The sequence below is a fragment of the Agromyces sp. SYSU T00194 genome, from assembly GCF_040496035.1.
GTDB lineage: Bacteria > Actinomycetota > Actinomycetes > Actinomycetales > Microbacteriaceae > Agromyces > Agromyces chitinivorans.
The window spans coordinates 1,465,916-1,489,383 of the sequence record NZ_JBEPJZ010000001.1 but is presented as its reverse complement, the minus strand read 5'-3'; the positions used below and the strand labels follow the sequence as shown (position 1 = coordinate 1,489,383).

General features: G+C 71.9%; 22 protein-coding genes and 1 tRNA gene. 4 read left to right on the top strand and 19 right to left on the bottom strand.

Going from position 1 to position 23,468, the window contains the following annotated elements:
- Positions 1–13 precede the first annotated feature (13 nt).
- The 3 genes from ABZK10_RS06910 to ABZK10_RS06900 form a co-directional block, all read right to left on the bottom strand.
- Entirely contained in the window at positions 14–1,480 is a 1,467-nt protein-coding gene (locus ABZK10_RS06910; protein WP_353808441.1) for a catalase, read from the bottom strand.
- A gap of 61 nt (positions 1,481–1,541) precedes the next feature.
- A complete protein-coding gene (locus tag ABZK10_RS06905) occupies positions 1,542–1,976 on the bottom strand; it encodes a Fur family transcriptional regulator (RefSeq protein ID WP_353808440.1) in 435 nt (144 codons plus the stop codon).
- A 97-nt stretch (positions 1,977–2,073) separates the two neighbouring features.
- On the bottom strand, positions 2,074–4,023 hold the full coding sequence (locus ABZK10_RS06900; RefSeq protein WP_353808439.1) for a GMC family oxidoreductase N-terminal domain-containing protein: 1,950 nt from the start codon (positions 4,021–4,023) through the stop codon (positions 2,074–2,076).
- Between the two features lie 389 nt (positions 4,024–4,412).
- Here ABZK10_RS06900 and ABZK10_RS06895 point away from each other — a divergent pair, with 389 nt between their 5' ends.
- The gene (locus ABZK10_RS06895; protein ID WP_436408493.1) at positions 4,413–4,859 is read left to right on the top strand and encodes a MarR family winged helix-turn-helix transcriptional regulator; all 447 of its coding nucleotides are present in this window, start codon (positions 4,413–4,415) and stop codon (positions 4,857–4,859) included.
- Positions 4,860–5,264: 405 nt separating this feature from the next.
- Here ABZK10_RS06895 and ABZK10_RS06890 read toward each other — a convergent pair whose 3' ends face one another.
- From ABZK10_RS06890 to ABZK10_RS06845, 10 genes are all read right to left on the bottom strand, one after another.
- A complete protein-coding gene (locus ABZK10_RS06890; RefSeq protein WP_353808438.1) occupies positions 5,265–5,585 on the bottom strand; it encodes a GNAT family N-acetyltransferase in 321 nt (106 codons plus the stop codon).
- A 5-nt stretch (positions 5,586–5,590) separates the two neighbouring features.
- Positions 5,591–6,025, bottom strand: coding sequence for an Hsp20/alpha crystallin family protein (locus tag ABZK10_RS06885; protein WP_353808437.1), 435 nt, complete (start codon positions 6,023–6,025; stop codon positions 5,591–5,593).
- A gap of 54 nt (positions 6,026–6,079) precedes the next feature.
- Entirely contained in the window at positions 6,080–7,342 is a 1,263-nt protein-coding gene (locus tag ABZK10_RS06880; protein ID WP_353808436.1) for a hypothetical protein, read from the bottom strand.
- 280 nt (positions 7,343–7,622) lie between these two features.
- A tRNA-Arg gene (locus tag ABZK10_RS06875) sits at positions 7,623–7,695 on the bottom strand.
- A 105-nt stretch (positions 7,696–7,800) separates the two neighbouring features.
- Positions 7,801–8,763 carry a carbohydrate ABC transporter permease gene (locus tag ABZK10_RS06870; RefSeq protein WP_436408492.1) on the bottom strand — a complete coding sequence of 321 codons (963 nt, stop codon included), beginning with the start codon at positions 8,761–8,763 and terminating at the stop codon, positions 7,801–7,803.
- A complete protein-coding gene (locus ABZK10_RS06865; RefSeq protein ID WP_353808435.1) occupies positions 8,760–9,737 on the bottom strand; it encodes a carbohydrate ABC transporter permease in 978 nt (325 codons plus the stop codon). Before ABZK10_RS06865 ends, ABZK10_RS06870 begins: the two co-directional genes overlap by 4 nt.
- 123 nt (positions 9,738–9,860) lie before the next feature.
- Positions 9,861–11,228 carry an ABC transporter substrate-binding protein gene (locus tag ABZK10_RS06860; RefSeq protein WP_353808434.1) on the bottom strand — a complete coding sequence of 456 codons (1,368 nt, stop codon included), beginning with the start codon at positions 11,226–11,228 and terminating at the stop codon, positions 9,861–9,863.
- Positions 11,229–11,277: 49 nt separating this feature from the next.
- Positions 11,278–12,975: a glycoside hydrolase family 13 protein gene (locus tag ABZK10_RS06855; RefSeq protein WP_353808433.1), complete on the bottom strand. Its 1,698-nt coding sequence runs from the start codon at positions 12,973–12,975 to the stop codon at positions 11,278–11,280.
- Positions 12,976–13,163: 188 nt separating this feature from the next.
- Positions 13,164–14,174 carry a LacI family DNA-binding transcriptional regulator gene (locus ABZK10_RS06850; RefSeq protein WP_353808432.1) on the bottom strand — a complete coding sequence of 337 codons (1,011 nt, stop codon included), beginning with the start codon at positions 14,172–14,174 and terminating at the stop codon, positions 13,164–13,166.
- Between the two features lie 93 nt (positions 14,175–14,267).
- Positions 14,268–14,684, bottom strand: coding sequence for a hypothetical protein (locus tag ABZK10_RS06845; protein WP_353808431.1), 417 nt, complete (start codon positions 14,682–14,684; stop codon positions 14,268–14,270).
- A 149-nt stretch (positions 14,685–14,833) separates the two neighbouring features.
- Here ABZK10_RS06845 and ABZK10_RS06840 point away from each other — a divergent pair, with 149 nt between their 5' ends.
- Positions 14,834–15,157 carry a DUF7882 family protein gene (locus ABZK10_RS06840; protein WP_353808430.1) on the top strand — a complete coding sequence of 108 codons (324 nt, stop codon included), beginning with the start codon at positions 14,834–14,836 and terminating at the stop codon, positions 15,155–15,157.
- A 174-nt stretch (positions 15,158–15,331) separates the two neighbouring features.
- Here ABZK10_RS06840 and ABZK10_RS06835 read toward each other — a convergent pair whose 3' ends face one another.
- Complete coding sequence (locus ABZK10_RS06835) at positions 15,332–15,496, bottom strand: hypothetical protein (protein WP_281882987.1); 165 nt, start codon at positions 15,494–15,496, stop codon at positions 15,332–15,334.
- A gap of 138 nt (positions 15,497–15,634) precedes the next feature.
- The gene (locus tag ABZK10_RS06830) at positions 15,635–16,246 is read right to left on the bottom strand and encodes a ClbS/DfsB family four-helix bundle protein (RefSeq protein ID WP_353808429.1); all 612 of its coding nucleotides are present in this window, start codon (positions 16,244–16,246) and stop codon (positions 15,635–15,637) included.
- Between the two features lie 181 nt (positions 16,247–16,427).
- On the opposite strand from ABZK10_RS06830, the gene ABZK10_RS06825 reads away from it, so the two are divergent.
- Positions 16,428–17,948, top strand: coding sequence for an NCS1 family nucleobase:cation symporter-1 (locus ABZK10_RS06825; protein WP_353808428.1), 1,521 nt, complete (start codon positions 16,428–16,430; stop codon positions 17,946–17,948).
- A 7-nt stretch (positions 17,949–17,955) separates the two neighbouring features.
- Here ABZK10_RS06825 and xylB read toward each other — a convergent pair whose 3' ends face one another.
- Together xylB and xylA are read right to left on the bottom strand one after the other, a co-directional pair.
- The gene (xylB, locus tag ABZK10_RS06820) at positions 17,956–19,377 is read right to left on the bottom strand and encodes a xylulokinase (protein WP_353808427.1); all 1,422 of its coding nucleotides are present in this window, start codon (positions 19,375–19,377) and stop codon (positions 17,956–17,958) included.
- Positions 19,378–19,402: 25 nt separating this feature from the next.
- Complete coding sequence (gene xylA / locus ABZK10_RS06815; RefSeq protein ID WP_353809624.1) at positions 19,403–20,593, bottom strand: xylose isomerase; 1,191 nt, start codon at positions 20,591–20,593, stop codon at positions 19,403–19,405.
- Between the two features lie 108 nt (positions 20,594–20,701).
- Here xylA and ABZK10_RS06810 point away from each other — a divergent pair, with 108 nt between their 5' ends.
- The gene (locus ABZK10_RS06810) at positions 20,702–21,892 is read left to right on the top strand and encodes an ROK family protein (protein WP_353808426.1); all 1,191 of its coding nucleotides are present in this window, start codon (positions 20,702–20,704) and stop codon (positions 21,890–21,892) included.
- Positions 21,893–21,956: 64 nt separating this feature from the next.
- On the opposite strand, the gene ABZK10_RS06805 is transcribed toward ABZK10_RS06810, so the two are convergent.
- Together ABZK10_RS06805 and ABZK10_RS06800 are read right to left on the bottom strand one after the other, a co-directional pair.
- Positions 21,957–22,697 (bottom strand): DUF2238 domain-containing protein, encoded by a 741-nt coding sequence (locus ABZK10_RS06805; RefSeq protein WP_353808425.1) that lies wholly within the window; start codon positions 22,695–22,697, stop codon positions 21,957–21,959.
- A 46-nt stretch (positions 22,698–22,743) separates the two neighbouring features.
- On the bottom strand, positions 22,744–23,466 hold the full coding sequence (locus ABZK10_RS06800) for an SDR family NAD(P)-dependent oxidoreductase (protein WP_353808424.1): 723 nt from the start codon (positions 23,464–23,466) through the stop codon (positions 22,744–22,746).
- Positions 23,467–23,468: the final 2 nt, after the last annotated feature.

Below are 23,468 nucleotides of genomic sequence, written 5' to 3'. Positions count from 1 at the left end.
TCGTTCGCGCGGACTACGCCGCGGCGGACGCGTCGCCGGCGTGCGCCGAGCGGAGCGAGGCACCGAGGTCGGCGTCGACGTTCGTCCAGTACACGAAGAACCGCTCGCGGATCTCGTCGACCGTGATCGCCTGCGCCTGGCCGGTCAGCGTCTCGAGGAACCGCGCCTTGGCCTCGGCGTCGAAGACGTCGCGGTAGAGCGAGCCGGGCTGGCCGAAGTCGTCGTCCTCCGCGTGCAGCGTCGCGGCGGTGCGCACGAGGGCGCCGTCGGACTCCCACGAGCCGGCACGGGCGAGCTCGGGGTCGGCGACCGGGCCGCCGAACGAGTTCGGCGCGTAGTTCGGTGCCGTCGCCGGCGGGAACTGGTGGCGCTGGGCGCCGTCGCGCGTGTACGAGTGCACCTCGGCGGCGTGGGGCGCGTTCACCGGGATCTGCTGGTAGTTCGTGCCGACGCGGTAGCGCTGCGCGTCGGGGTACGAGAACACGCGGGCCATGAGCATCTTGTCGGGGCTGATGTCGATGCCCGGCACGACGTTGGCCGGCGAGAACGCAGCCTGCTCGATCTCGGCGAAGAAGTTCTCCGGGTTGCGGTTCAGCTCGAGGCGGCCCACCGGGATCAGCGGGTAGTCCTCGTGCGGCCAGATCTTCGTGAGGTCGAACGGGTTGAACCGGTAGTCCTTCGCGTCGTCGTACGGCATGACCTGCACCTTGACGTCCCACGACGGGAACTCCTCGCGCGCGATCGCCTCGTAGAGGTCGCGGCGGTAGTGGTCGGCGTCGGCACCGGCGATGGCCTCGGCCTCCGCGTTGTCGAGGCGCTCCACGCCCTGGTTGGAGTGGAAGTGGTACTTCACCCAGAAGCGCTCGCCCGCGGCGTTGATCCACTGGTACGTGTGCGAGCCGTAGCCCTGCAGGTGACGCCAGCTCTTCGGCAGGCCGCGGTCGCCCATGAGGTAGGTGACCTGGTGGGCCGACTCGGGCGAGAGGGTCCAGAAGTCCCACTGCATGTCGGCGTCGCGCAGGCCCGAGCCCGGCAGGCGCTTCTGCGAGTGGATGAAGTCGGGGAACTTGATGGCGTCGCGGATGAAGAACACCGGGGTGTTGTTGCCGACGATGTCGTAGTTGCCCTCGGTCGTGTAGAACTTCACCGAGAAGCCGCGCACGTCGCGCCAGGTGTCGGGCGAGCCCTGCTCGCCGGCGACGCTGGAGAAGCGCAGCAGCGTCTCCGACTCGGCGCCCGGCTGGAAGACCGCAGCGGTCGTGTACTGCGAGACGTCGCCGGTCGCAACGAAGGTGCCGAACGCGCCGCCGCCCTTGGCGTGCACGATCCGCTCCGGAATGCGCTCGCGGTTGAACTGCGCGAGCTTCTCGACCAGGTAGCGGTCGTGCAGCGCGGTCGTGCCGTCGTTGCCGACGGTGAGCGAGTGGTCGTCGCTCGGGACCGGCGCGCCGGTCTGCGTGGTGGTGGGATGCGTGGTCATGGTTCCTCCAATATGTGCGGTTGCCCATGTTCCCGACCGCGGCGCGGCCGGACGTCTGCGGCTACGAGCTCGGCGAGCCCGCGGCATCCGCCCGGCACGTCGGGCAGGTGCCCCAGAACGTGACCTCGGCGGCTTCGATCTCGTACCCCTGGGTCGACGACGGCTCGAGGCAGGGCGGCGCGCCGACGGCGCAGTCGACGTCGGTCACCCGGCCGCAGTTGCGGCAGACGAGGTGGTGGTGGTTGTCGCCGATGCGCCGTTCGTACAGCGCGGAGGACCCCGCGGGCACGATGCGGCGGATGAGCCGGGCCTCGGTCAGGTCGGACAGGATGTTGTGCACCGACTGGATCGAGGTGGTCGGCACGCGCGCGGCGACGAACGGCAGCAGCCGGTCGGCGTCGACGTGCGGCAGGGCGTCGAGCCCGTCGAGCACCGCCAGACGCCCCGCGGTGACCCGCAGTCCCGCCTCGCGCAGTGCCTCGCCGTGCCGTTCCATCGCGCCCCAGCATAGCGGGTTCTTTTGAATGATTCAAAAGAACTCGCGGTACACCGCAGGAGCGAGCGGATGCCGCGCCGGCGGCGCCCCCGGAGGCCTAGAGCCTCCCCGCCAGGCGCGTGGCGTTCATGTGGCCGATCGCCTCGATCGTGACCATCGGGTTCACTCCGGAGCTCGTCGGGAAGCAGGAGGCATCGGCGACGACGAGGTTCGGCACCTCCCAGGTGGCGCCGTCCGGGTCGAGCGCAGTCTCCGCCGCGGAGCCGCCCATGCGGGCGGACCCCATGATGTGCAGCGCCGCCATGGTGCACTGCCCGGGCCCGTAGCCCGCCGCGTGGCAACGCGCGGTGAACTCCTCCACCGATTCGCCCGACGCCCGCTCCCACGTGACGCCCGCCTGGTGACCGGAGAACATCATCGTGGCACCGGCCGCCTCGAGCACCTTCGCCGCACCGTCGATGCCGGCGCGCATGCGCCCGGCGTCGCGTTCCGAGAGCGTGTAGTGCAGCACCGGCTCGCCGTCCTTGCCGACCTTCACCTCGCCCGAGTCCTGGTCGCGCGTGATGACGCCGACGCTCGACATGTGCGACAGGCGCCGCATCCGGTCCAGGTGCGTGTCCGCCCCGCGCCACGGGAGGAACGCGACCGAGATCGCCGGGTTCGCGGACGCCGTCTCGAAGACCACGCCGTAGCCCGAGCCGTCGATGTCGGAGAACTGGGAGGAGTAGCGGGTCTGCATGCCGCCCTCCCACGGCCGCACCTCCTCGTCGAACTCCGCCCACACCGCCGTGGCCGGGTGGAGCCGCAGGTGCTTGCCGATGTTCGGGTTCGACAGGCCCGAGCGCCGCAGGAGCGCCGGCGTCTGCACCGCGCCGGCGGCCGCGACGACCGCCTTCGCCCGCACCGTGACGCGGTGACCGGCGGCCGTGCGGCCCACGACGCCCGTCGCCTTCCCGCCCGCCGTCGTGACCTCGCGCACGTCGACCCCGGTGAACAGGCGCGCACCCGCGCGCTCGGCGTCGAGCAGCCACGTCTTCGTGGTCGACTGCTTGGCCCCGATGCGGCAGCCCGACCCGCAGCGGCCGCACTCGATGCCCATGTCGCACGCCCGCACGTTGCGCTCGAGGGAGCCGACGTGCCAGCCGAGCTTCGTGAGGCCGCGCTCGAGGATGCGGTCGCGGTTCGACGGGCGGCTGTAGTCGCCGTTCGCGCCGATGCGCGCCCAGACCGCGTCGAGGGACCGGTCGAACTCCTCGGTCGCGAACTGGGTCGCGCCGAGCGACGCCCACTCGGCGCGCACGTGGTCGGGCGTGCGGAACGAGGTCGAGTAGTTGACGACCGTCCCACCGCCGAGGCACTGCGCGTGCAGCAGGCTGAGCTGGCCCTCGGCGGTGGCGCTCGGGCCCGGCGCGTAGAGCGTGGTGAGGCCGGTCAGCTCGCCGCCGTCGAAGTCGCGGTCGTCGAAGTACCCGCCCTTCTCGAGCACGATCACGTCGTAGCCCGCCTGGGCGAGCACGGCCGCGGCCGTACCGCCGCCGGCGCCCGAGCCGACGACGACCACGTCGCACGAGAGGTCGGTGTCGGCGGCGGGCGCGACCGGCGAGAGCGGTCGCTCCGGGGCATCCGGCAGCACCCCCAGCGGACCGGGGTAGCCCATCGCCTCCCAGAGCGGCGACGTGCCGTTCGCACCCGGAGACAGGTAGTAGGAGAGCGTGGCAGCAGACTTCAGGTTCTGGAACAGCACGCGCTTGAGCGGCAGGCGCGAGTCGCCCAGCGCGATCATCGCGGACTCCTTCTGCTCGGCCGACAGGTCGGCGAAGCGGCGCGGGCCGATGCCGAGCAGCACCCCGAACAGCCGGGTGTTCCAGAGGGAGAGGATCTGGCCGAGCTGGTCGATCTCGGCCTGTCGGGGATTGGACCCCGCCATGCCCTCCGCGAGGGCGACCGCGCCGAGGGCGCTGGCCGGCGGGATGCCGTTGCCGTCGCCGGGGGCGAAGGTGTCGCAGATGGTCGTCAGGGCCGCACGCTGCGTTGCGCTCAGTTCCACGGGGGTCTCCACAGGGGTTCGCGTCATTGCTGCGGCAAGCATGCCCCGCAGGCGCGCGGGAACGCAAGGAAAAAGTTAATCGGAAATCACATCGTGACCGCCGCGTCCGACCAGCGGATCGCACACTCGCAGAAAAATCTCAGAATGATAACTAGCGCCCGTTATCGTTCCGTTATATATTCGTTGTGCGCCACCTGTTTGCTGTGGCAGGCGGCGCGGAATGTGATTGCAGGACACTCTTGGTGCAAGGGAGAGGGCCGGTCGTCAGCCTCTACGACCGGCCCTCACCCGCGTCCGGGGCCCGGCGCGACGCGCCGGATGCCACCCGTTCAGGTGAGAGCGCGATCAGCCCGCCGTTGCCTATTGTGGGAGCAACGAGGGGAGCATCCGTGTCGAAGCGCACGACGGCCGTTGCCGCATGGGAGTCGCTGTTCCGGGCGCAGGTCACCGTCATGCGATCGCTGGCCGCGGAGTTCCCGTCGGACATCATCTCGCTCAACGAGTACGACGTGATGTTCAACCTCTCGCGCGAGCCGGGTCGTCGACTGCGGCTCAAGGACCTCAACACCCACGTGCTGATCACGCAGCCGAGTGTCAGCCGCCTCGTGGACCGACTCGTGGCGCGCGGCTACCTGGCCAAGAGCGACGACCCCATGGACGGTCGCGGCACCATCGTCACGCTCACCGACGAGGGCTTCGACGTCTTCCGGCGCGTGGCGCTCGTGCACATGGACGGCATCTCCCGCCACATGGCGGACGGACTCGACTCCGCCGAACTCGCGCAGCTCACGGCGCTCTGCGACAAGCTGCGCCACGGCGTGGCCGGCACGGCCTGACGCCCGGCGCGTGACGCGTCGATGCCGGCTTCCGGCATCGATGGAGGGGCGAGAGCCCTACCCCCTCACCCCTCCTCGACGCCCCCCGGATCCGTCCCAGGAGGCCAGCCCGAACCGATGGCCGCCTGGCCGTTCGGGCGAGGACCCGTGGAGTCGCAGCGCATCGCGCGGGCCCGTGGGCCGACGCGAACCCGGAACCGCAGGCCGCGCGCGGGAACGCCCGCACCCGCCCGGCTCTCGTCCGGTGGCGACTGTCAACGGGCGTACGCCCGCCACCGTCGCTGCTCGGGTCACACCTCGCCCGTCCGGGTTCGGCCCCGTCAGGATACGACCGCGGCCCGGGTGCCGACAGTCCCCGTACGGGGGCGGAACGCCCGGTGTCGGGTCACGAGGTCGGGCGAGCACTCACGGCGCGCGCGGCGGCCAGCGCACGTGGTCCTCGTACTCCTCGTGGCGCCGCAGGAAGGCGGCGATGAACGGGCACCGGGGAACGATCAACAGGCCCCGCGCCACCGCGTCGTCGAGCACGAACCGGGCGAGCCGGCTGCCGATGCCCCGACCCTCGTACCGGTCGAACACCTCGGTGTGCAGGAACGTGATGCGATCGCCGCGCTCCTTGAACTCGGAGAAACCGGCGAGAGCCGCCCCGAGGTAGATCTCGAAGCGGCTCTCGGCGTCGTTGCGCGCGTAGGTGAGCTCGTCGCCCGTACCCTCGTCGTCACCCATGAGGGTCACGACTCTACCGGCGCGACCTCCTGCGCGGAAGCGTCCGCCGACTCGACCATGATCTTGCGCGGCTTGGCCTTCTCGCTGACGGGGATCTGCACGTTCAGCACGCCGTTGTCGTAGCGCGCCGAGATGCGGTCGGTGTCGATGCCCTGGCCGAGGTTCAGCTGGCGCAGGAACGACGCCGCCTCCCGCTCGCGCGTGATCCACTTCACGCCCTCGCCCGTGCTGAGGGTGCGCTCGGCGCGGATGGTCAGCAGCTGGCCGTCGACGTCGATATCGACCGAGCCCGGGTCGATGCCGGGCAGGTCGGCGGTGAGCACGTAGTGGTCGCCGTCGCGGTAGAGGTCCATCGGCATGCGCCGCGGGCCGCGCCGGGGGTCGAAGAGCGCGGATGCGACACGGTCGAGGTCGCGGAACGCGTCATAGGTGGTTGCCATCTCGAGTCTCCTCTGCATCGTGATGATTCGAAGAGTTGAGTCGGCTTGACTCAACTACGACGAGATTAGCACTCTCGACCTCCGAGTGCTAAGCCTCGGGCGTCCGCCCTCGGCGAACCCGACGGCGGGCCGAGCGGCTCGTCGCGCCGGCGTGCCCGCGGGGACGCGCACCCGGCGCCGCGCCAGCTCGTGATCCCCGCGGCGACGGGCGGCCCGAAGCACCCGCAGCGTGTGGCGGCGCGTGCGGCCGTGCACGTGCGGTCGCGGGGCGACGACCGGCACCGACCGGGTCGCGTCGACCGTCGCCATGGTCAGCACCGCGATCGCGATCAGCCAGACGAAGACCAGCGTGAACGCCACCAGCTCGAACACCGTCAGGTTGAGCAGTCCGACCCCGTCGTAGAGGAACATCGCGGCGACCTCCACCGCGAACAGTGCGAGCGACACCGCCACCAGCCGGCCCGAGACCCCGGGCACGGCGAACTTCAGGCCGACGGCCGGCACCGCGAAGCACACGGCCGCACCGAGCGCGAAGGCGTTGTGCAGGTCGGTCGCCGTGTCGATGGGCACGAGGCCGACGCCTGCGAGCGAGGCGCCCAGCAGCACGATGCAGACCCGCACGAAGAGCACGCCGCCCCGCCTGGCCCGATACCGCGGCTCACCGAGGGTCTGCGTGAGCACCCGGGCGAGCCCGGCCATTCCCGTGCCCGCGACGACGATGCAGGCGTTGAAGCAGAACGCGGCCAGGTCGTCGCCGGTGCCGAGCGTGGAGAAGTTGAGCGTCCACCAGTCGGTGTGGCTCGTGCCGCTCATGGCGGCGAGGCTGCCCGCGGCCAGCACCATGGCGACGAGGTTGAACGTGCGGTACCCGTCGTGGTCGAGCGCACGGTGGTGCACGTGGAACGTCATCGCCGCGAGGGCGGTCGCGAGCACCATGCCCGCGATCCAGGCGCCGCCCGGCAGGGGCTCGAACGCCTCCCCCGCGAAGTGCACGCAGAGCCCGACCACGACGAACCAGACGGATGCCACGATGGCGGCGCGGCCGCCGCGCGACGGGCGACCGAGACCGACGCGGCGCAGCACCTCGAGCCCCTCGTCGGAGGCCGACGCGACCAGCAGGGCGATGAATGCGAGCGCGGCCGCGGCCGCGCCGCACATCAGCCCGTAGACGGTCTGCAGCGCCTCGTGCCCGGCGACGAGGTGGTCGACCGCGATGCCCACCATGAGGGCCGTGAGCGCGGCGAAGACCCGGCGCATCGCCGCCGTGACGGTCGGCGACGGGCGCGCCGCCGGCCCCGCCTGCGGGGGCGGGGTCACCCGTGGGAGCGGGGACGCGATCCCCGTCTCCCCGTACTGCCGCAGTTCCACCCAGATCCCCCCGGACCGGTGCGATCGGGCACCCGCCGGGGCGGGTGCGAGCCTGATGCGTGCAGGAAGCCTAACCCGAGCGGATGTCACATGAATGCCCGGATCCCCGGAATGACGGGGAATCCGTCGGAATCGACGGGGAATCCGCAGGTTCGGCGCACGGAAACGGGCGGGAGACGACGAGGGCCCGCGCGATGCGCGGGCCCTCGTCTACTGTCTCAACACAGTGCGCGCCCGGAGGGACTCGAACCCCCAACCTTCTGATCCGTAGTCAGATGCTCTATCCATTGAGCTACGGGCGCTGGTACCGCCGCCTGCGCAGATCTGTGCAGGCAACCCGGAGAGTCTATCCGAGGAACGCGCGGCGCGCCAATCGAGCGCGCGCGCCCGCGCGTGTCATCCGCCGCTCACCCCTTCACCGCCCCACCGAGGCCCGCGCTGCGCAGGAACACGCCCTGGAAGACGAGGAACATCGCGATGGGGATGATGGTCGAGATCGCGAGCGCCGCGAGGAACACGTCGAGCTCGGTCTGCGACTGCACCGCCGGCAGGCGCACCGACAGCGGCTGCACCGCGGGGTTCGGCAGCACGAGCAGCGGCCAGAGGAAGTCCTTCCACGCGGCGATCACGGCGAACACCGAGACGACCCCGAGGATGGGCTTCGACATCGGCAGCACGATCGAGACGAACATGCGGAACGGGCCTGCCCCGTCGGTGCGCGCCGCCTCGAACACCTCGCGCGGCAGGTTGTCGAAGAACCGCTTCACGATCAGGATGTTGAACGCGTTCGCGGCCATCGGCAGCCAGACCGCGAGGTAGTTGTTCAGCAGTGAGAAGTCGCGGCCGAACAGCGGCGGGTTCACGATCGTCAGGTACAGCGGCACGAGCAGCACGACCGCCGGGATGAACAGCGTCGCGAGCACCAGCCCGTTCAGGATCGGCGCGTACCTCGGCCGCAGCACCGAGAGCGCGTACCCGGCCGTCGTCGCGACGAACAGTTGGAAGAACCACGCGCCGAGCGCGATCACCACGGTGTTGAAGAAGTACTGGTCGATGTGGATGTCGTTCCACGCCGTCGACAGGTTCGCCCAGTCGATGCCGTTCGGCCAGAGCGCCATCGGCTGGGTGAGCGTGTCCTGCGTGGGCGTGACCGCCGACTTCGCCAGCCAGAGGATCGGCCCGAGCCCCGCGATCACGAGGCCGAGGACGAGGAAGGCGTGCACCCCGCCGAGCCCTGCGCGGACACCCGGCTTGCGCCGATCGAACGCCGAGACGATGCCGCGGTCGCCCGTGTCGTCGAGGCCGCGGCCGTGTCGGCGACGCCGGAAGGAGAGGTACCGCTTCGTCGCGGGGGTCTGCGTCGTCGTCACGAGGTGCTCCAGCGGTCGGTCAGCTTGAAGTACAGCCACGAGAAGAGCGCGAGCACCACCGCGAGCATCACCGACAACGCGGTCGCCTCGCCGTAGTCGCCGCCCAGGCTGTTCTGGAAGGCGTACTTGTAGATGAGCAGCAGCACCGTGATGGTCGCGTTGTTCGGACCGCCGCCCGTGAACAGGTACGGCTCGAGGAAGACCTGCGCGGTCGCGATGACCTGCAGGATCAGCATGATGAAGAGGATGCCCCGCAGCTGCGGGAGCGTGACGTGCCACACCTTCTTCCAGATGCCGGCGCCGTCGACCTCGGCCGCGTCGTAGAGCTCGGGCGGCACGCCGAGCAGCGCCGCGAGGTAGATGATGATCGCCCCGCCCGCAGCCGCCCACGTCGCCTCGATGACGAGGGACGGCATGGCCGTCGCGGCATCCTGCAGCCAGGGCTGGGGCGGGATGCCCACCCAGCCGAGCACCGAGTTGAACACGCCGTTCTCGCCGCCCGCGTAGAAGAACTTCCAGAGCAGCACGGCCACGACCGGCGGCACCACCACCGGCAGGTAGGCGAGCGCCGAGTAGAACCCCTTGCCGCGTCGCACCTCGCTCATGAGCACCGCCATGAACAGCGGCAGCGGGAAGCCGAACAGCAGCGCGAGGGCCGCGAAGTACAGGGTGTTCAGCACCGCCTTGCCGAGCAGGGGGTCGTTCAGCACGGCGAGGTAGTTGTCGAGCCCGACCCACACCGGCGGGTCGAGCAGGTTCGTCTGCTGCAGGCTCATGACCACCGACTGCACGATCGGCGACCAGCTGAACACGCCGAACACGAACAGCATCGGCAGCAGGAAGACCAGCGTCGACAGCCCGCCGCCGCGCACCCAGGAGCGGATGCCCCGCCGTGGCGTGCGGCCGGCGCGCGGGGGCGGCGGCGCCGCGACGGCGCCCGCCTCGTCGGGCGGCGCCTGTTCGGTCATCGTCATCCCCATCTCTCCTTCCGCTGCGCTGCGGGGGTGCGGCGCGCGGGCCAGGGGTGCCCGCGCGCCGGGTGGTGCGGGCGGATGCCGCGGAGGTGAGGGGCCCCGCCGCGGCATCCGCCTCGGTGCTCAGCCCTGGTCGAGGATCGCCTGGGCGTCGGCGTCGGCCTGCTCGACGAGCGCGTCGATGTCGGCGTTCTCGTCGGTGAGCACGGCCTGCACGAGCGGGTCGAGCAGGGCGTAGATCTCCTGCGTGCTGCCCTTCGGCTCGCCCACCGGGGTCTGCTCGAAGATGTGCTCGGTGAACGGGGCCATCTGGTCGAGCGGCACGTTCACGTACGGCTCGATCCAGGTGAGCGACTCCTCGTAGGTCGCACGGTCGAGCACCGGGAGCACCGGGGTGCCCACGGCCTGGCCCGAGTCGGCGAGCGTCTTCGCGTCGAGCACGGCGGCGTCCTCGTCGAGGAGCTTCTGCATGTAGTACCAGTCGATCCACTGCACGGCCGCGGCCTTGGTCGCGTCGTCCACGGTCGGGCTCACGACCGCGATGTCGCCGCCGCCGAGCGTGCCGCCGCCGTTCTCCGTGGGGAGCACGGTCAGGCCGTAGTCGTCGCTGGACAGCCCGAAGTCGCGCACGAGGGCGGTGTAGACGTCGGAGCCCGACGAGTACATGCCGATGTTGCCGGCGGCGAACTCCTGGTTGATGCTGCCCCAGTCGAGGAGGTAGTTGTCGCCGAGCGAGTCGTCCTCCCAGCGCAGGTCGTGCAGGAACTGCAGCTGCGCCTTCGTGGCGTCGTTCGCGATCGTCGACGTGTAGGTGCCGTCGCCGTTCGCCTCCTGCGTCGCGCCGCCGCGTGCGACGGTCGCCGCGGTGAGCTGCCAGCCGCCGGTGTTGTTGGTCGACATCTCCATGAACCCGGCCTTGCCCGTGGCATCCGAGATGGCCTTCGCCGCCTCGCGCACCTCGTCCCACGTGGTCGGCGGGCTGTCGGGGTCGAGGCCTGCCTGCGCGAACAGCGCGCGGTTGTAGTGCAGGCCCATCGCGTAGGCCTGGCGCGGGAAGCCGAAGATGTTCCCGTCGGCGTCCTGCACCTCGGCGAGGATGATCGGGTTGAACTTGTCGGTGTAGCCGAGCTCCTCGACCTCGGCGGTCACGTCGGTGAGCTGGCCGTTCTCGAGCAGCGTCTTCGAGTCGGTGAACGGCACCGTGAAGACGTCGGGCAGGCTGCCGCCCGCGAGCTGGGCCGCGAAGGTCGGGCCCTCCCACTCGTACTCGACGCCGATGACGTCGATGTCGGGGTGCTCCTCCTCGAACTGCGCCTCCTGCGACTCGAACGCCTCGTAGGCGGCGGCGTCGGCGCCGGGCGGGAAGGTGGCGACGCGGAGTTCGACGGTGCCGTCCGCGGACGAGCCGCTGTCGGCGCTGCAGCCGGCGAGCGCGCCGGCCACGGCGAGCGCGGCGACGCCGGCGATCGCGGCCTTGGCTGGTGACTTCATTGTCGGTCCTTTCGGTGCTGTGTGCGGGATGTGGGTGAGGGAGGGTGCGTCACGGCGCTTCGGGCCGCGACCTCGACGGCTCGGGCCGCACACGCAGCCAGGCCGTGGAGTCTGGTGGGAGCCGGTCGCCCGCGAGGGGCGCGCTGGCGAGGAGGACGTCGTCGTGCGGCGGCAGGTCGGCCGGGGCATCCGACAGGTTGGTGACGTTCACGACGTCGCCGCGGGCGAAGGCGAGCACGCCGGGCGGCGCGTCGAGCCAGCGCAGGTGCCCGTCGCCGAGCGCCGGCTCCGCGCGGCGGATGCGCAGCGCCTCCCGGTAGAGGCGGAGCATGGAGCCGGGGTCGGCCTCCTGCGCCTCGACCGTGCGGTCGGCCCAGTCGGCCGGCTGGGGCAGCCAGGTGCCGGCCGATGCGTCGTCGGGGCTGAACCCGAACGGCGCCTGCGTTCCGCGCCAGGGGATCGGCACGCGGCATCCGTCGCGCCCGGGATCGACGCCCTCGGACCGGAAGTGCATCGGATCCTGCAGCACCTCCCGGGGCAGCTCGACCTCGGGCAGCCCGAGCTCGTCGCCCTGGTAGAGGTAGAGGCTTCCGGGAAGGGCGGCGGTCAGGAGCGCGGCGGCGCGGGCCCGCCGGGTGCCGAGCTCGAGGTCGGTCGGGGTGCCGAACCGCTTCTTCGCGAAGGCGAACGTCGAGTCCTCGCGGCCGTAGCGGGTCACCGGCCGGGTCACGTCGTGGTTCGAGAGCACCCACGTGCTCGGCGCCCCCACAGGCGCGTGCGCGTCGAGCATGAGGTCGATCGAGGCGCGCAGCTCCGATGCATCCCAGGCCCGCGACATGAAGTCGAAGTTGAAGGCGGTGTGCATCTCGTCGGGACGCAGGTAGTCGGCGAACCGCTTCGGGTCGGGCACCCAGACCTCGCCGACGAGCACGCGGGCACCGTCGTAGGAGTCGGCGATGCGCCGCCAGGTGCGGTACACCTCGTGCACCTCGTCGCGGTCCTCGGTGGGGTGCTGGCCGGGCGCGGGGCGCTCGGGCACCTCGGGCAGCGTCGGATCCTTGATCAGCAGGCCCGCCGAGTCGATGCGCACGCCCGCGACGCCGCGGTCGAACCAGAAGCGCAGGATGTCCTCGTGCTCGCGGCGCACGTCGGGGTGGTTCCAGTTCAGGTCGGGCTGCTCGGGCGTGAACAGGTGCAGGTACCACTCCCCCGGCGTGCCGTCGGGGTTCGTCGTGCGGGTCCACGTCTCGCCCTGGAAGTTCGAGACCCAGCCGGTGGGCATGCCGTCGCCGCCCGGCCCCTTGCCGGGGTGGAACCAGAAGCGCTCGCGCTCGGGCGAGCCCGGGCCGGCGGCGAGCGCCTCGCGGAACCACGGGTGCTCGCTCGAGACGTGGTTGGGGACGATGTCGACGATCGTGCGGATGCCGAGGCGCAGCGCGTCGGCGATGAGCAGCTCGGCGTCGCGGAGGGTGCCGAAGGCGGGGTGGATGTCGCGGTAGTCGGAGACGTCGTAGCCGCCGTCGGCGAGGGGCGACGGGTACCAGGGGTTGAACCAGATCGCGTCGACGCCCAGCTCGGCGAGGTACGGCAGCCGCTCGCGGACCCCGGCGAGGTCGCCCGTGCCGTCGCCGTTCGCGTCGGCGAAGCTGCGCACGTAGACCTGGTAGATGACGGCGCTGCGCCACCAGAGGTCGTCGCCGACGGGGTGCGGCGCGTCGGGCGCGGCATCGACTGCGGGGATCGTCACGCTGCGGTGCTCCTCGGTTCGGGCGGCGGTGCCGGGCCTCGAATCGAGTGACGCCGACGTCGTGCCCCCGAACGTAGGGATAGCAACAAGGTTGCGCAACTTTGAAACTGTACGTAAGCAACTTGCGTTGAATTACGTCAATTTCTTGCAGGGCGACTGGCACGAGCCGAGCGCCCGGGCCACTGGGGTCAGGTGCGGGCGGGCGGGGCGGTGGAGCGTCGCACCACCAGCTCGGGCGCGAAGAAGAGCTCGTCGGAGATCTCGCGATCGGTCGACATCTGCCGCATGAGCAGTTCGATGATCATGCGCCCCATCGACTCGATGGGCTGGCGCACCGTCGTGAGCGGCGGCTCGGTGCAGTTCATCAGCGCGGAGTCGTCGTACCCGATCACCGACACGTCCTCGGGAACCCGCAGGCCCGCGCGTCGCACCGCGCGCACCGCGCCGAGCGCCATCGGGTCGCTCGCGCACACGATGCCCGTGACGCCCGCCTCGAGCAGCTTCGCGGCGGCGGTCTGGCCCGACTCGAGCGAGTAGAGCGCGTGCGCGATGCGGTCGGGGCCGAGCTCGATGCCCCGTCGACGGGCCATGCGCTCCGCCGCCTCGAGCTTGCGCCGGCTGGGGATGTGGTCGCGCGGCCCGAGCAGGATGCCGACGCGCTCGTGGCCGAGCTGCAGGAGGTGGCCGAACGCCTGCTCCATCGACTCCGCATCGTCGCAGGAGACGGTCGCGAAGCCCATCCCCTCGACGGGCGCGTTCACGAGCACCGTCGGCAGGCGGAGCTCGCGCAGCCGGTCGTAGTGGTCGCGATTGGCCTCGTCCTGGGCGTAGGCGCCGCCGGCGAAGATCACTCCCGACACCTGCTGGTGCAGCAGGAGCTCGACGTAGTCGGCCTCGCTGATGCCGCCGGCCGTCTGGGTGCACAGCACGGGCGTGTAGCCGTTCTGCGCCAGCCCGCCGCTCAGCACCTCGGCGAGCGCCGGGAAGATCGGGTTCTGCAGCTCGGGCATGACCAGGCCGACGAGCCGCGCGCGCTCCCCGCGGAGCTTGGTGGGACGTTCGTAGCCGAGGACGTCGAGGGCCGTGAGCACGGCCTGCCGAGTGGCATCCGACACCCCCGGCTTGTCGTTCAGCACGCGGCTGACGGTCGCCTCGCTGACCCCGACCTTGCGGGCGACATCGGCCAGCCGTCTCGACATGGCGGACAGTCTATGCGCGCCGGTGCCCTGCCGGCACGCGGATGCGCCGCGCGGCCAGGGGCGCGCGGCGCATCGGGTCCCGGTGCCGGGTGCTCAGCTGGTGCAGGCCTCGATCATCGGGAAGAGGACGGGGAGGTATGAGTCCTCGAGGTGATCGATGCCGTGCCCGTCGGACAGCACCGCGTCGACCGGGTTGTTGCCGGCGATCACGCCGCCCGATCCGCGCGCACCGCCGGCCATGATGGTCACCGAGGTCGGGTAGCCGGCGCCGGTCCACGCCTCGAGCACGCAATCGACCTCCTCGGCCCCGAGGCCGAGCTCGAAGGTCAGGAAGTCCTCGACACTCGCCGTGAACCAGACCTGCGAGTGCTCGCCCGCCTTGGCGTTGCCCTGCGCCGACCTGCTGTCGTTGAAGCAGTCGAAGGCGAACGCGGCCGCCCCCGACCCGAGTACCATCGCGGCGCCGAGGCCGACGCCGGCCCCCACGTTCCGCATCGTCCGGGTGATCATGTCGAACTCCGTTCCGGGCGCTCCGTTGCGCCCTCGGGCCGAGCATCCTCCCGGCGGATCGGGGCGTCATCAGTGCTGCCCCCCGAGCCCGATCGGAGCCGCCGGAACTCGTGTCATCGAATACCCCCGGGGGACACTAGAGTCTCCTCATGGGCAAGCTGATCTACGGATCGTCGACGCGAGAGATCGAGATCGACGACCGCACCCTGGCGCACCTGAAGGTCGCCATCACGAACAAGCTCCGGCGCTCCGAGAGCTTCACCATGTCGTGGGACCACGGCGCCGAGAACGGCAGCGGTCGCAGCACGATCTGGATCCACGAGTCGATCCCCCTGCAGTTCGTGTTCGACGGCAGCCGCCGTCCGACGCTCAACCGCGTGTGGCTCGAACAGCTCATGGTCACCGCGAACAGCACGAACGGGCTGCAGCTCGTCCCGGAGCCCAGCGAGGACGAGCCCTTCCCGGGCGAGTGACCCCCCGCCGGCCGCAGCCGACCCGCCGGCGACCGGCCGGCCGAACCGAACGAACCGACCGACCCGCACCCCGTCCGGACATGACGAAGGGCGGCCCTCCCCAGTTGGCCGCCCCTCGCACCGCCCGCGAACGGGCGCGCCGTGGACCTCATCGGTCGCACGGAGTCGTCGCGGTCACACGGTGTTGCGTCCCCCCAGCGACCGGACGAGCCAGACGATCAGCGCGATCACGGCGAGCACGATGCCGACCCAGAGCAGGAACTGCAGCGACTCGACCAGTCCGCCGGTGAGCAGCAGGACGATGGCGATGATCCCGACGATGATGAGCAGGATGTTCATTGGGAGGTGCTCCTTCCGTAGTTCGGCCCGAGCATCCGAGCTCGGGCCACATGAGAACGGTAGGCGCGACCATGGCCCCTCGATAGGGGATTGACCGATCGGATGCCCCGGGTGTAAGCGCGTACACGAGGCGCGCGCTCAGGCGTCGCGCGCGGGCTCCTGGCGCCTTGGCCCCGGCGCGGCGGCATCGGACTCGCCCTCCTGGCCCACGAACGGCCCGGCGTCCATGTCGCCGACGAGGGTGCCCGCGGAGCCGTCGTAGCGCGCCCGGAGCTCGTCGCGCGCCCACACGTAGTGCCCCCCGAGGCACTCGTGCGCCACCTCGAGCAGGGTCTGGCCACCCAGCCACGGATACCGTGCCGGATCGGCCAATACCTCGTCGTCGAGCCCATCGAGCGCCGCCTCGGCGGCGGCGTGGCTCGCGTGGAGCGCCTCGATCGCCCGGTCGAGGTCGTCGAGCCGGAAGCGCTCGCGCAGCTCGACGTTGAGCTCGTCGAGCTCGTCCCAGGTGTAGCCGTCGGCCGGGAATGCGGGCACCTCTCCCGCGGCATCCGCCTCGACCCACCCCACGAAGAGCGCGTGCCAGGCGCGCAGGTGGGCCAGCACGTCGGCGACGCTGCGGTCGCGCCCGTCGCCGGGCAGCGGCACGCGCCGCTGGTAGGCGCTCATCGTGTCGACGTGGTGCAGCAACTCCCAGAGTCGGAGTTCGGACTGGGCGAGGAGGTCGTCCCGCGAAGACGGCTGCGTCATGGGCTCATCGTAGGGGTCGGGGGTGACGCGCGGGCATCCGAAACGGAACGCCACGGAGCCGTTACCCGGCCGAAACCCGAACCGATTCGATGCGGAGTACGTTCGCCGGAAACGGCCGCGACGAAGCGGGCCTCACGCGCCACCGACCACCCTGCAGGAACGCACGTCGAAGGAGCACGAGATGAGCGAGACCGTCGTCGACACCGACACCGATGCCGGCACCGCACCGGATCCCGGCCTGTTCAACGAGGACCTCGCCCCGCTCGCGAAGGACAAGCGGCGATGGGGCGCATTCGAGATCTTCAACGTCTGGACCAACGACGTCCAGAGCCTCGCGGGCTACACCCTCGCGGCATCCCTCTTCATCACCGCCGGCATCAACGGCTGGTACGTCTTCGCGGCGATCATCCTGGCCGGCCTGTTCGTGAACTTCCTCGTGAACCTGACCGGCAAGCCGAGCGTCAGGTACGGCATCCCGTACGCGGTCATGGCCCGCGCGAGCATGGGCGTGCGCGGTGCGCAGTTCCCGGCCCTGGTACGCGGCATCGTGGCGATCTTCTGGTACGGCGCGCAGACCTACTTCGCGTCGACCGCGGTGGCGCTCGCGATCAACGCGATCATCGGTGCGACGGGCGAGGCGACGGGCGGGGCCACCTTCCTCGGCATGAACCTCGTCGACTGGGTCTCGTACCTGATCGTCGCCGGCATCCAGGTGCTCCTGTTCATCCGCGGCATCACGTGGATCGAGCGGTTCCTGAACTTCGCCGGGCCGGCGGTCTACGTGGTCATGCTCGCGCTGCTCGTGGCGATCTGGGTGCAGGCCGGCGACGCGCTGCTGCCCGCGGTCGGGTCGATCTTCAACAACTCCAGCGTCGAGGGCTGGGCGGCGGTCGCGGCGTTCTTCAGCGTGATCGGCACGATGATCGCCTACTTCTCGGCGGTCATCATCAACTTCGGCGACTTCGCGCGGTTCTCCAAGAGCGAGAAGAGCATGCGGCTCGGCAACTTCACCGGGCTGCCGGTGAGCCTGACGTTCTTCACCTTCCTCAGCCTGTTCATCACCGCCGGCGCCTACATCGTGCTGCAGGACGGCCAGGGCGAGCCGCTCACGAACCCGGCCGACATCGTCGGGGTCGTCGGCAACGTGTTCCTCTCGATCGTCGCGGCGATCACGTTCCTGCTCGCCACCATCGGCATCAACCTCGTGGCGAACTTCATCCCGCCGGCGTACGACCTGTCGAACCTGGCGCCGCAGCGCATCAGCTTCACGTCGGGCGGCTACCTCACGGCGATCATCGGGTTCGTGGTCGGCGCCCTCTGGGTCGCGGTCATCTCGAACATCGGCCTGCCGACCTTCGTCGACACGCTCGGCGCCGTGCTCGCGCCGCTCTACGGCATCCTCGTCGCCGACTACTACCTGATCCAGCGGCGCATGCTGAAGGTCGAGGACCTCTACACGATGAACCCCGTCGCGCGGTACCACTACCAGAAGGGCTGGAACGCCCGCGCGCTCATCGCGTTCGCCGTCGCGGCGGTGTTCTCGGTGCTCACGGTCTGGCTGCCCGCACTCGCGGTGCTGAGCGGGTTCGCCTGGGTCATCGGCGCGATCATCGGCGCGGCGCTCTACACGGCGGTCATGTGGCCGGTGCGGCCGGCACCGCTCGAGGAGCCCGCCCCGACCGAGCCCGCCGTGGAGGGCTGAGCGCGGGTCAGGGGCGCACGAGCGCCGCAGCGCCGGCGGCGACCTCGCGGTAGCGCTCGCGCACTGCGGGAACCCCGGCCGCGGCGGCGGATGCCGCGACCGGGGTGGTCCAGTCGGGCCGCTCGCCCGTGAGCGCCCAGGCCGCCTGCACGGCGGCGCCGAGCGCCACGTACTCGCCGGGTTCCGGAACGTCCACGGGCACGCCGAACACCGTCGCCGCGACCTCCCGCACCGCGGGGTTCGCGGCGGCGCCGCCGACGAGCAGCACGCGCGACACCTCCACGCCGCCGGCGAGGATCGCATCGAGCCCCTCACCGAGGCCGCAGAGCATGCCCTCGACCGCGGCGCGGGCCAGATGCTCGCGGGTCGTCGAGGCGATCGACAGCCCATGCACGCTGGCGCGGGCCGTCGGCAGGTCGGGCGTGCGCTCGCCCTCGAACCAGGGCACGAGCACGACCCCGCCGGCGCCGGGCTCGGACGCGAGGGCCAGCCGCCCGAGCTCGTCGTGGTCGACGCCGAGCAGGGCGGCGGTCGAGTCGAGCACGCGCGCGGCGTTCAGCGTGGCGATGAGCGGCAGGAAGGCACCGCCCGCGTCGGCGAAGCCGGCGATCGTGCCCGTCGGGTCGGTGACGGGCACGGAGGTCACCGCGAAGACGGTGCCGCTCGTGCCGAGCGAGACGACCGCGTCGCCGGCGCGGGCGCCGAGCCCGAGGGCGGCCCCCGCGTTGTCGCCGCAGCCGGGGCCCACGAGCACGCCGGACGGCGTGCGGCCCGAAGCATCCGCCGCCCCCAGGACCCGGGGCAGGATCGCATCATGGCCGAGCGCGCGCACGAGCAGGTCGCGGTCGTACTCGCCCGTCGCGGGCGACCAGTAGCCGGTGCCCGAGGCGTCGGATCGGTCGGTCGTGAGCGCGTGCAGGTCGGGCCCGAGCGCGGACTCGCCGGCCGGCCCGTAGCCGCGCAGCCGCCAGGTGAGCCAGTCGTGGGGCAGGGCGACCGCGGCGACCCGGGCGGCGTTCGCCGGCTCCGCGTCGCGCAGCCAGCGCAGCTTGGTGGCGGTGAACGACGCCACCGGCACGAGGCCCGCGCGCCGGGCGTACTCCGCCGCGCCGACCTCGGCGATCAGGTCGGTCGCGGCTCCCGCGCTGCGCGTGTCGTTCCAGAGCAGGGCGGGGCGGATGACCCGACCGGCGTCGTCGAGCACGACCATGCCGTGCTGCTGGCCGCCGATCGAGATCGCGTCGACGTCGTCGAGCCCGCCCGCGTCGGCGATCGCCGCCTGCAGGGCCTCCCACCACGCAGCGGGGTCGACCTCGGTGCCGTCGGGATGCGTCGCGCGACCGGTGCGCGCGATGCGACCCGTCGCGGCATCCGCCACCACGACCTTGCAGCTCTGGGTCGACGAGTCGACCCCGGCGACCAGCGTCATGCCCTGCTCCTCCCGCCCGCGCACCTCAGCGCGCGCCGAGCAGGTGCTCGGTCGCGAGCTGCTGCAGCCGCACGAACCCGAAGCCCCTGCCGCCGAGGTAGGCGCTCGGGTCGAAGTCCTCGAACGCCGAGCGGTCGGCGAGCAGGTCGTCGTAGCCCTCACCCTCGCCGAGGGTGGGCTGCGCGAGCTCGGGCACCTTCGCGGCCGCGAGGGCCTCCTGCACCTCGGGGTCGGCGCGGAAGGCCGCGGCGCGCTCCTTCAGCAGCAGGTAGGTTCGCATGTTCGCAGCGGCCGAGTCCCAGACGCCGGTCTCGTCCTCGGTGCGGCTCGGCTTGTAGTCGAAGTGCCGCGGGCCGTCGTAGGCCGGCACGCCGCCGGGGCCGCCGTGCTCCAGGAGGTCGACGAGCGAGAACGCGTTGTGCAGGTCGCCGTGGCCGAAGACGAGGTCCTGGTCGTACTTGATGCCGCGCTGGCCGTTCAGGTCGATGTGGAAGAGCTTGCCGTGGTAGAGCGCCTGGGCGATGCCGGCGGTGAAGTTCAGGCCCGCCATCTGCTCGTGCCCGACCTCGGGGTTCAGGCCCACGAGCTCGGGCCGCTCGAGCGAGTCGATGAACGCGATCGCGTGCCCGAGCGTCGGCAGCAGGATGTCGCCGCGCGGCTCGTTCGGCTTCGGCTCGATCGCGAAGCGGATGTCGTAGCCCCGATCGGTCACGTAGTCGCCGAGGAGGTTCACGGCCTCGCGGTACCGCTCGAGGGCCTGGCGGATGTCCTTCGCGGAGTCGTACTCGGCGCCCTCGCGGCCGCCCCACATCACGAAGGTCTTCGCGCCGAGCTCGGCGGCGAGGTCGAGGTTGCGCAGCACCTTGCGCAGCGCGAACCGGCGCACCTGCCGGTCGTTCGAAGTGAAGCCGCCGTCCTTGAACACCGGCGCGCTGAAGAGGTTCGTGGTCACCATCGGCACCACGATGCCGGTGTCGGCCAGCGCACCCTTCAGCCGGTCGATCCGGGTCTGGCGCTCGGCGTCGGTCGAGCCGAACGCGAACAGGTCGTCGTCGTGGAAGGTCAGGCCGTAGGCGCCGAGCTCGGAGAGCTGCTCGACGGCGTGCACGACATCGAGCGGATGCCTCGTGGGCCCGCCGAACGGATCGGTGCCGTTGTAGCCGATCGTCCAGAGGCCGAAGGAGAACTTGTCGTCGCGGGTGGGCGCGAGGGCCATGGTGGTGCCGCCTTCCAGCGTCATCGGTGAGTTTGTTGGCGTGCACAACATAACCTGGATAGGGTCGTGGTGCAAGGGCGCCGGATCGGCGGCGGCCAGAATGGCGGGATGACGGTGCGCGGCAACAACCTCGAGGCGGTGCGTCGGCACAACCTCGCGACCGTGCTGCGGCTGGTGCACCACGGCGGCGGCCTGCCGCGCTCGCAGCTCACGCGCGACACCGGCCTCAACCGCTCGACGGTCGCCGCCCTGGTGGGCGAGCTCGTCGAGCTCGGGCTCGTGACCGAACGCGAGCCCGCCGCCACCGCCCGCGTGGGCCGCCCCTCCCCCACGGTCGTGCCGCGCGAGGACGTGGCCGCGCTCGCCGTGAACCCCGAGATCGACGCCGTCGAGCTCGCGCTGGTCGGGCTCGGTGGCGCGGTGCTCGGCCGCGCGCGGCATCCGATCGCCCTGCCGACCCCGGAGGACGTCGCAGCGGTGGTGCGGTTGCAGCTGGACGACTGGGGCCGGGGGTTCGCGGGCACGCGGGTGACGGCGATCGGCGCTGCCGTGCCCGGGCTGGTGCGCCGGGACGACGGACTCGTGCGGCACGCCCCGCACCTCGGCTGGCGCGACGCACCGCTCGCCGAGATGCTCGGCGCTGCGACCGGGCTGCCCGCGTCGGCCGCCAACGACGCCCGCCTCGGGGCGCAGGCCGAGCGCGTGTTCGGCGCCGGTCGCGGGGTCGACGACCTCGTGTACGTGAACGGCGGTGCGAGCGGCATCGGCGCCGGCGTGGTCTCGGGCGGGCGCCCGCTCGGCGGCGCGATCGGCTACGCGGGCGAGCTGGGGCACATGCGCATCGGCGACGCGCCGGCCCGCGACTCGGCCGGGCTCGCCGGCACGCTGGAGGCGCTCGTGCGCCGGGACGCGCTGCTCGCGCACCTCGGGGCCCACGCCTCGCGCGACGACGACTCGCGCCACACCCCGCTGGCTCGCCTCGAGGCGGCGGTGGCCGCCGGCCCCTCGACGGCACTCGCGGGCGAACTGCGCGCCCAGGCCGAGGCGCTCGGCACCGCGCTCGGCAACGCCGTCAACCTCTTCGACCCGAGCCTGGTGCTGCTCGGCGGGTTCCTCGGCGTGCTGCTGGACGCGGCGGCCGACGAACTGCGCGGGGCACTCGCGCGGACCGCGCTCGCCGCGTCTGCGGACGCCGTGCGCCTCGACCGGCCGGCGCTCGGCGTCGACATCCTCGCCATCGGCGCGGCCGAGATCGCGTTCGAGACGGTGCTCGGCGACCCCGCGGGCGCGGCGGGCTGACCGCGCGCTCCGCCGCGGCGGGGCGGCGGGGCGGCGGGAGGGGCCGGGGCAGGCGGCGCGCGCGTCAGCGACGCAGCAGGCGGGCGCGGGCGCGTCGCCGGGCGGACCCGCGGCGCGCCTCGGCGGCGAGGGTGCGCGGCAGGACGCTGCGGGGCCATTTCGTGAGCAGCACGAGCAGGATGCCGAGCAGCGCGCCGATGCCCGCAGCGAGCATGTCCTCAACGGTGTCCGACAGCCCGAGCTGCGACTGCGTGCCGAGCAGCGCGTCGGTCAGGAACTCGCCGATCTCCCAGGTCGCGGCGAATGCGAGCGGCGTCACGATCGCCGCCGCGTACACGACCCAGCGCGGCGCGGCCGCATCCATCTGCGCTTCGGCGCGCGCCACGGCGAACAGGCCGAGCCACGCGAGCAGCACGCCCGAGTCGAGGTGCGTGAGCTTGTCCCAGCCCGGGACGAGCCCGTAGACGAGGAGGGCGCTGCCGAGCACGGGCGCGGCGGTCAGGAACACCCCGTAATGCACCTGCACCGCGGTCGGCAGCGGGAAGTCCGCGAACGCGGCGAGCGCCGCGGGCACCCAGAGCACCGGGATGAGCAGCGCGATGAGGCCGAGGTGGACGGGCGCACCCGCCCACGAGGCGGCGAGCGCGCAGGCGAGCCATGCGAACTGGAACCACGCGGCGAGGCGGAGGTACGGCGCCGCGACGGCGAGCCGTCCGGGCGCTGGTCGCACCGGCGCGATGGGCCCGGCGGGCTCGACCGCCTCGGCGGCCTCACCGGCCGCATCGAACTCCCCCCGGGGTTCCATGGCTCTGAGCGTACTGCGCCTGCCGGAGGCGAGTGGGTCCTGCGACCTACTGCACGCCCAGCGCCCGGTGCCCCACCGCGAGCGAGACCCCGGAGATCGCCGCCGCCTGCTCCGACGCGAGGAACACGACCGCGGCCGCGACCTGCTGCGGGGTCGACTCGCCCGCTCGCGCCGGACGCACCTCACTCGACGGCGTGTCCGTGATCGCCCCCGGGTCGATGACGTTCACGGTGACCCCGGTGCCGACGAGCTCGTCGGCGATCGACTTCGACGCGACCGAGACCACCGCGTTGCGTGCGCTCGAGGTGACGGATGCCGTGAACTGCGCGTTCTGGCCGCTCACCTGCACGACGCGCCCCCAGCCGGCGGCGCGCAGGTGCGGCAGCGCGGCATCCGTCGTGCGCAGGTACCCCATCGCCTTGCCGTCGATCGCGTCGAGCACCTGCGCGGCGTCGTGGTCGCGCGCGGGGTCGAGCGTGCCGGCGGGCGGCGCGGCGGTGTTCACGAGGATGTCGAGGCGGCCGTGCTCGCCGACGACGACGGCGATGGCGGCGGCGACGGATGCCTCGTCGCGGGTGTCCATGGTGACGGCGCTGACCCGGTCGGTGCCGGCGTCGAGGTCGCCGACCGCGCGCTCGAGGCGGTCCTCGTCGCGACCGGCGAGCACGACCACCGCTCCCTCGTCGCGGAGCGCCGCGGCGACCGCGCGCCCGACGTAGCCGCTGCCGCCGGAGATGAGCGCGACGCGCCCCGCGAGTCCGAGATCCATGA

Coding starts and splice junctions, on each gene's coding strand:
- ABZK10_RS06845 (WP_353808431.1), bottom strand. CDS start 14,684: ATGATCACCCGGACGATGCGGAACGTGGGGGCCGGCGTCGGCCTCGGC.
- ABZK10_RS06910 (WP_353808441.1), bottom strand. CDS start 1,480: ATGACCACGCATCCCACCACCACGCAGACCGGCGCGCCGGTCCCGAGC.
- xylB (WP_353808427.1), bottom strand. CDS start 19,377: ATGACGCTGGTCGCCGGGGTCGACTCGTCGACCCAGAGCTGCAAGGTC.
- ABZK10_RS06800 (WP_353808424.1), bottom strand. CDS start 23,466: ATGGATCTCGGACTCGCGGGGCGCGTCGCGCTCATCTCCGGCGGCAGC.
- ABZK10_RS06810 (WP_353808426.1), top strand. CDS start 20,702: ATGACGGTGCGCGGCAACAACCTCGAGGCGGTGCGTCGGCACAACCTC.
- ABZK10_RS06805 (WP_353808425.1), bottom strand. CDS start 22,697: ATGGAACCCCGGGGGGAGTTCGATGCGGCCGGTGAGGCCGCCGAGGCG.
- ABZK10_RS06905 (WP_353808440.1), bottom strand. CDS start 1,976: ATGGAACGGCACGGCGAGGCACTGCGCGAGGCGGGACTGCGGGTCACC.
- ABZK10_RS06850 (WP_353808432.1), bottom strand. CDS start 14,174: ATGTCGAGACGGCTGGCCGATGTCGCCCGCAAGGTCGGGGTCAGCGAG.
- ABZK10_RS06890 (WP_353808438.1), bottom strand. CDS start 5,585: ATGGGTGACGACGAGGGTACGGGCGACGAGCTCACCTACGCGCGCAAC.
- ABZK10_RS06885 (WP_353808437.1), bottom strand. CDS start 6,025: ATGGCAACCACCTATGACGCGTTCCGCGACCTCGACCGTGTCGCATCC.
- ABZK10_RS06830 (WP_353808429.1), bottom strand. CDS start 16,246: ATGACGCAGCCGTCTTCGCGGGACGACCTCCTCGCCCAGTCCGAACTC.
- ABZK10_RS06860 (WP_353808434.1), bottom strand. CDS start 11,228: ATGAAGTCACCAGCCAAGGCCGCGATCGCCGGCGTCGCCGCGCTCGCC.
- ABZK10_RS06825 (WP_353808428.1), top strand. CDS start 16,428: ATGAGCGAGACCGTCGTCGACACCGACACCGATGCCGGCACCGCACCG.
- xylA (WP_353809624.1), bottom strand. CDS start 20,593: ATGGCCCTCGCGCCCACCCGCGACGACAAGTTCTCCTTCGGCCTCTGG.
- ABZK10_RS06840 (WP_353808430.1), top strand. CDS start 14,834: ATGGGCAAGCTGATCTACGGATCGTCGACGCGAGAGATCGAGATCGAC.
- ABZK10_RS06835 (WP_281882987.1), bottom strand. CDS start 15,496: ATGAACATCCTGCTCATCATCGTCGGGATCATCGCCATCGTCCTGCTG.
- ABZK10_RS06865 (WP_353808435.1), bottom strand. CDS start 9,737: ATGACGATGACCGAACAGGCGCCGCCCGACGAGGCGGGCGCCGTCGCG.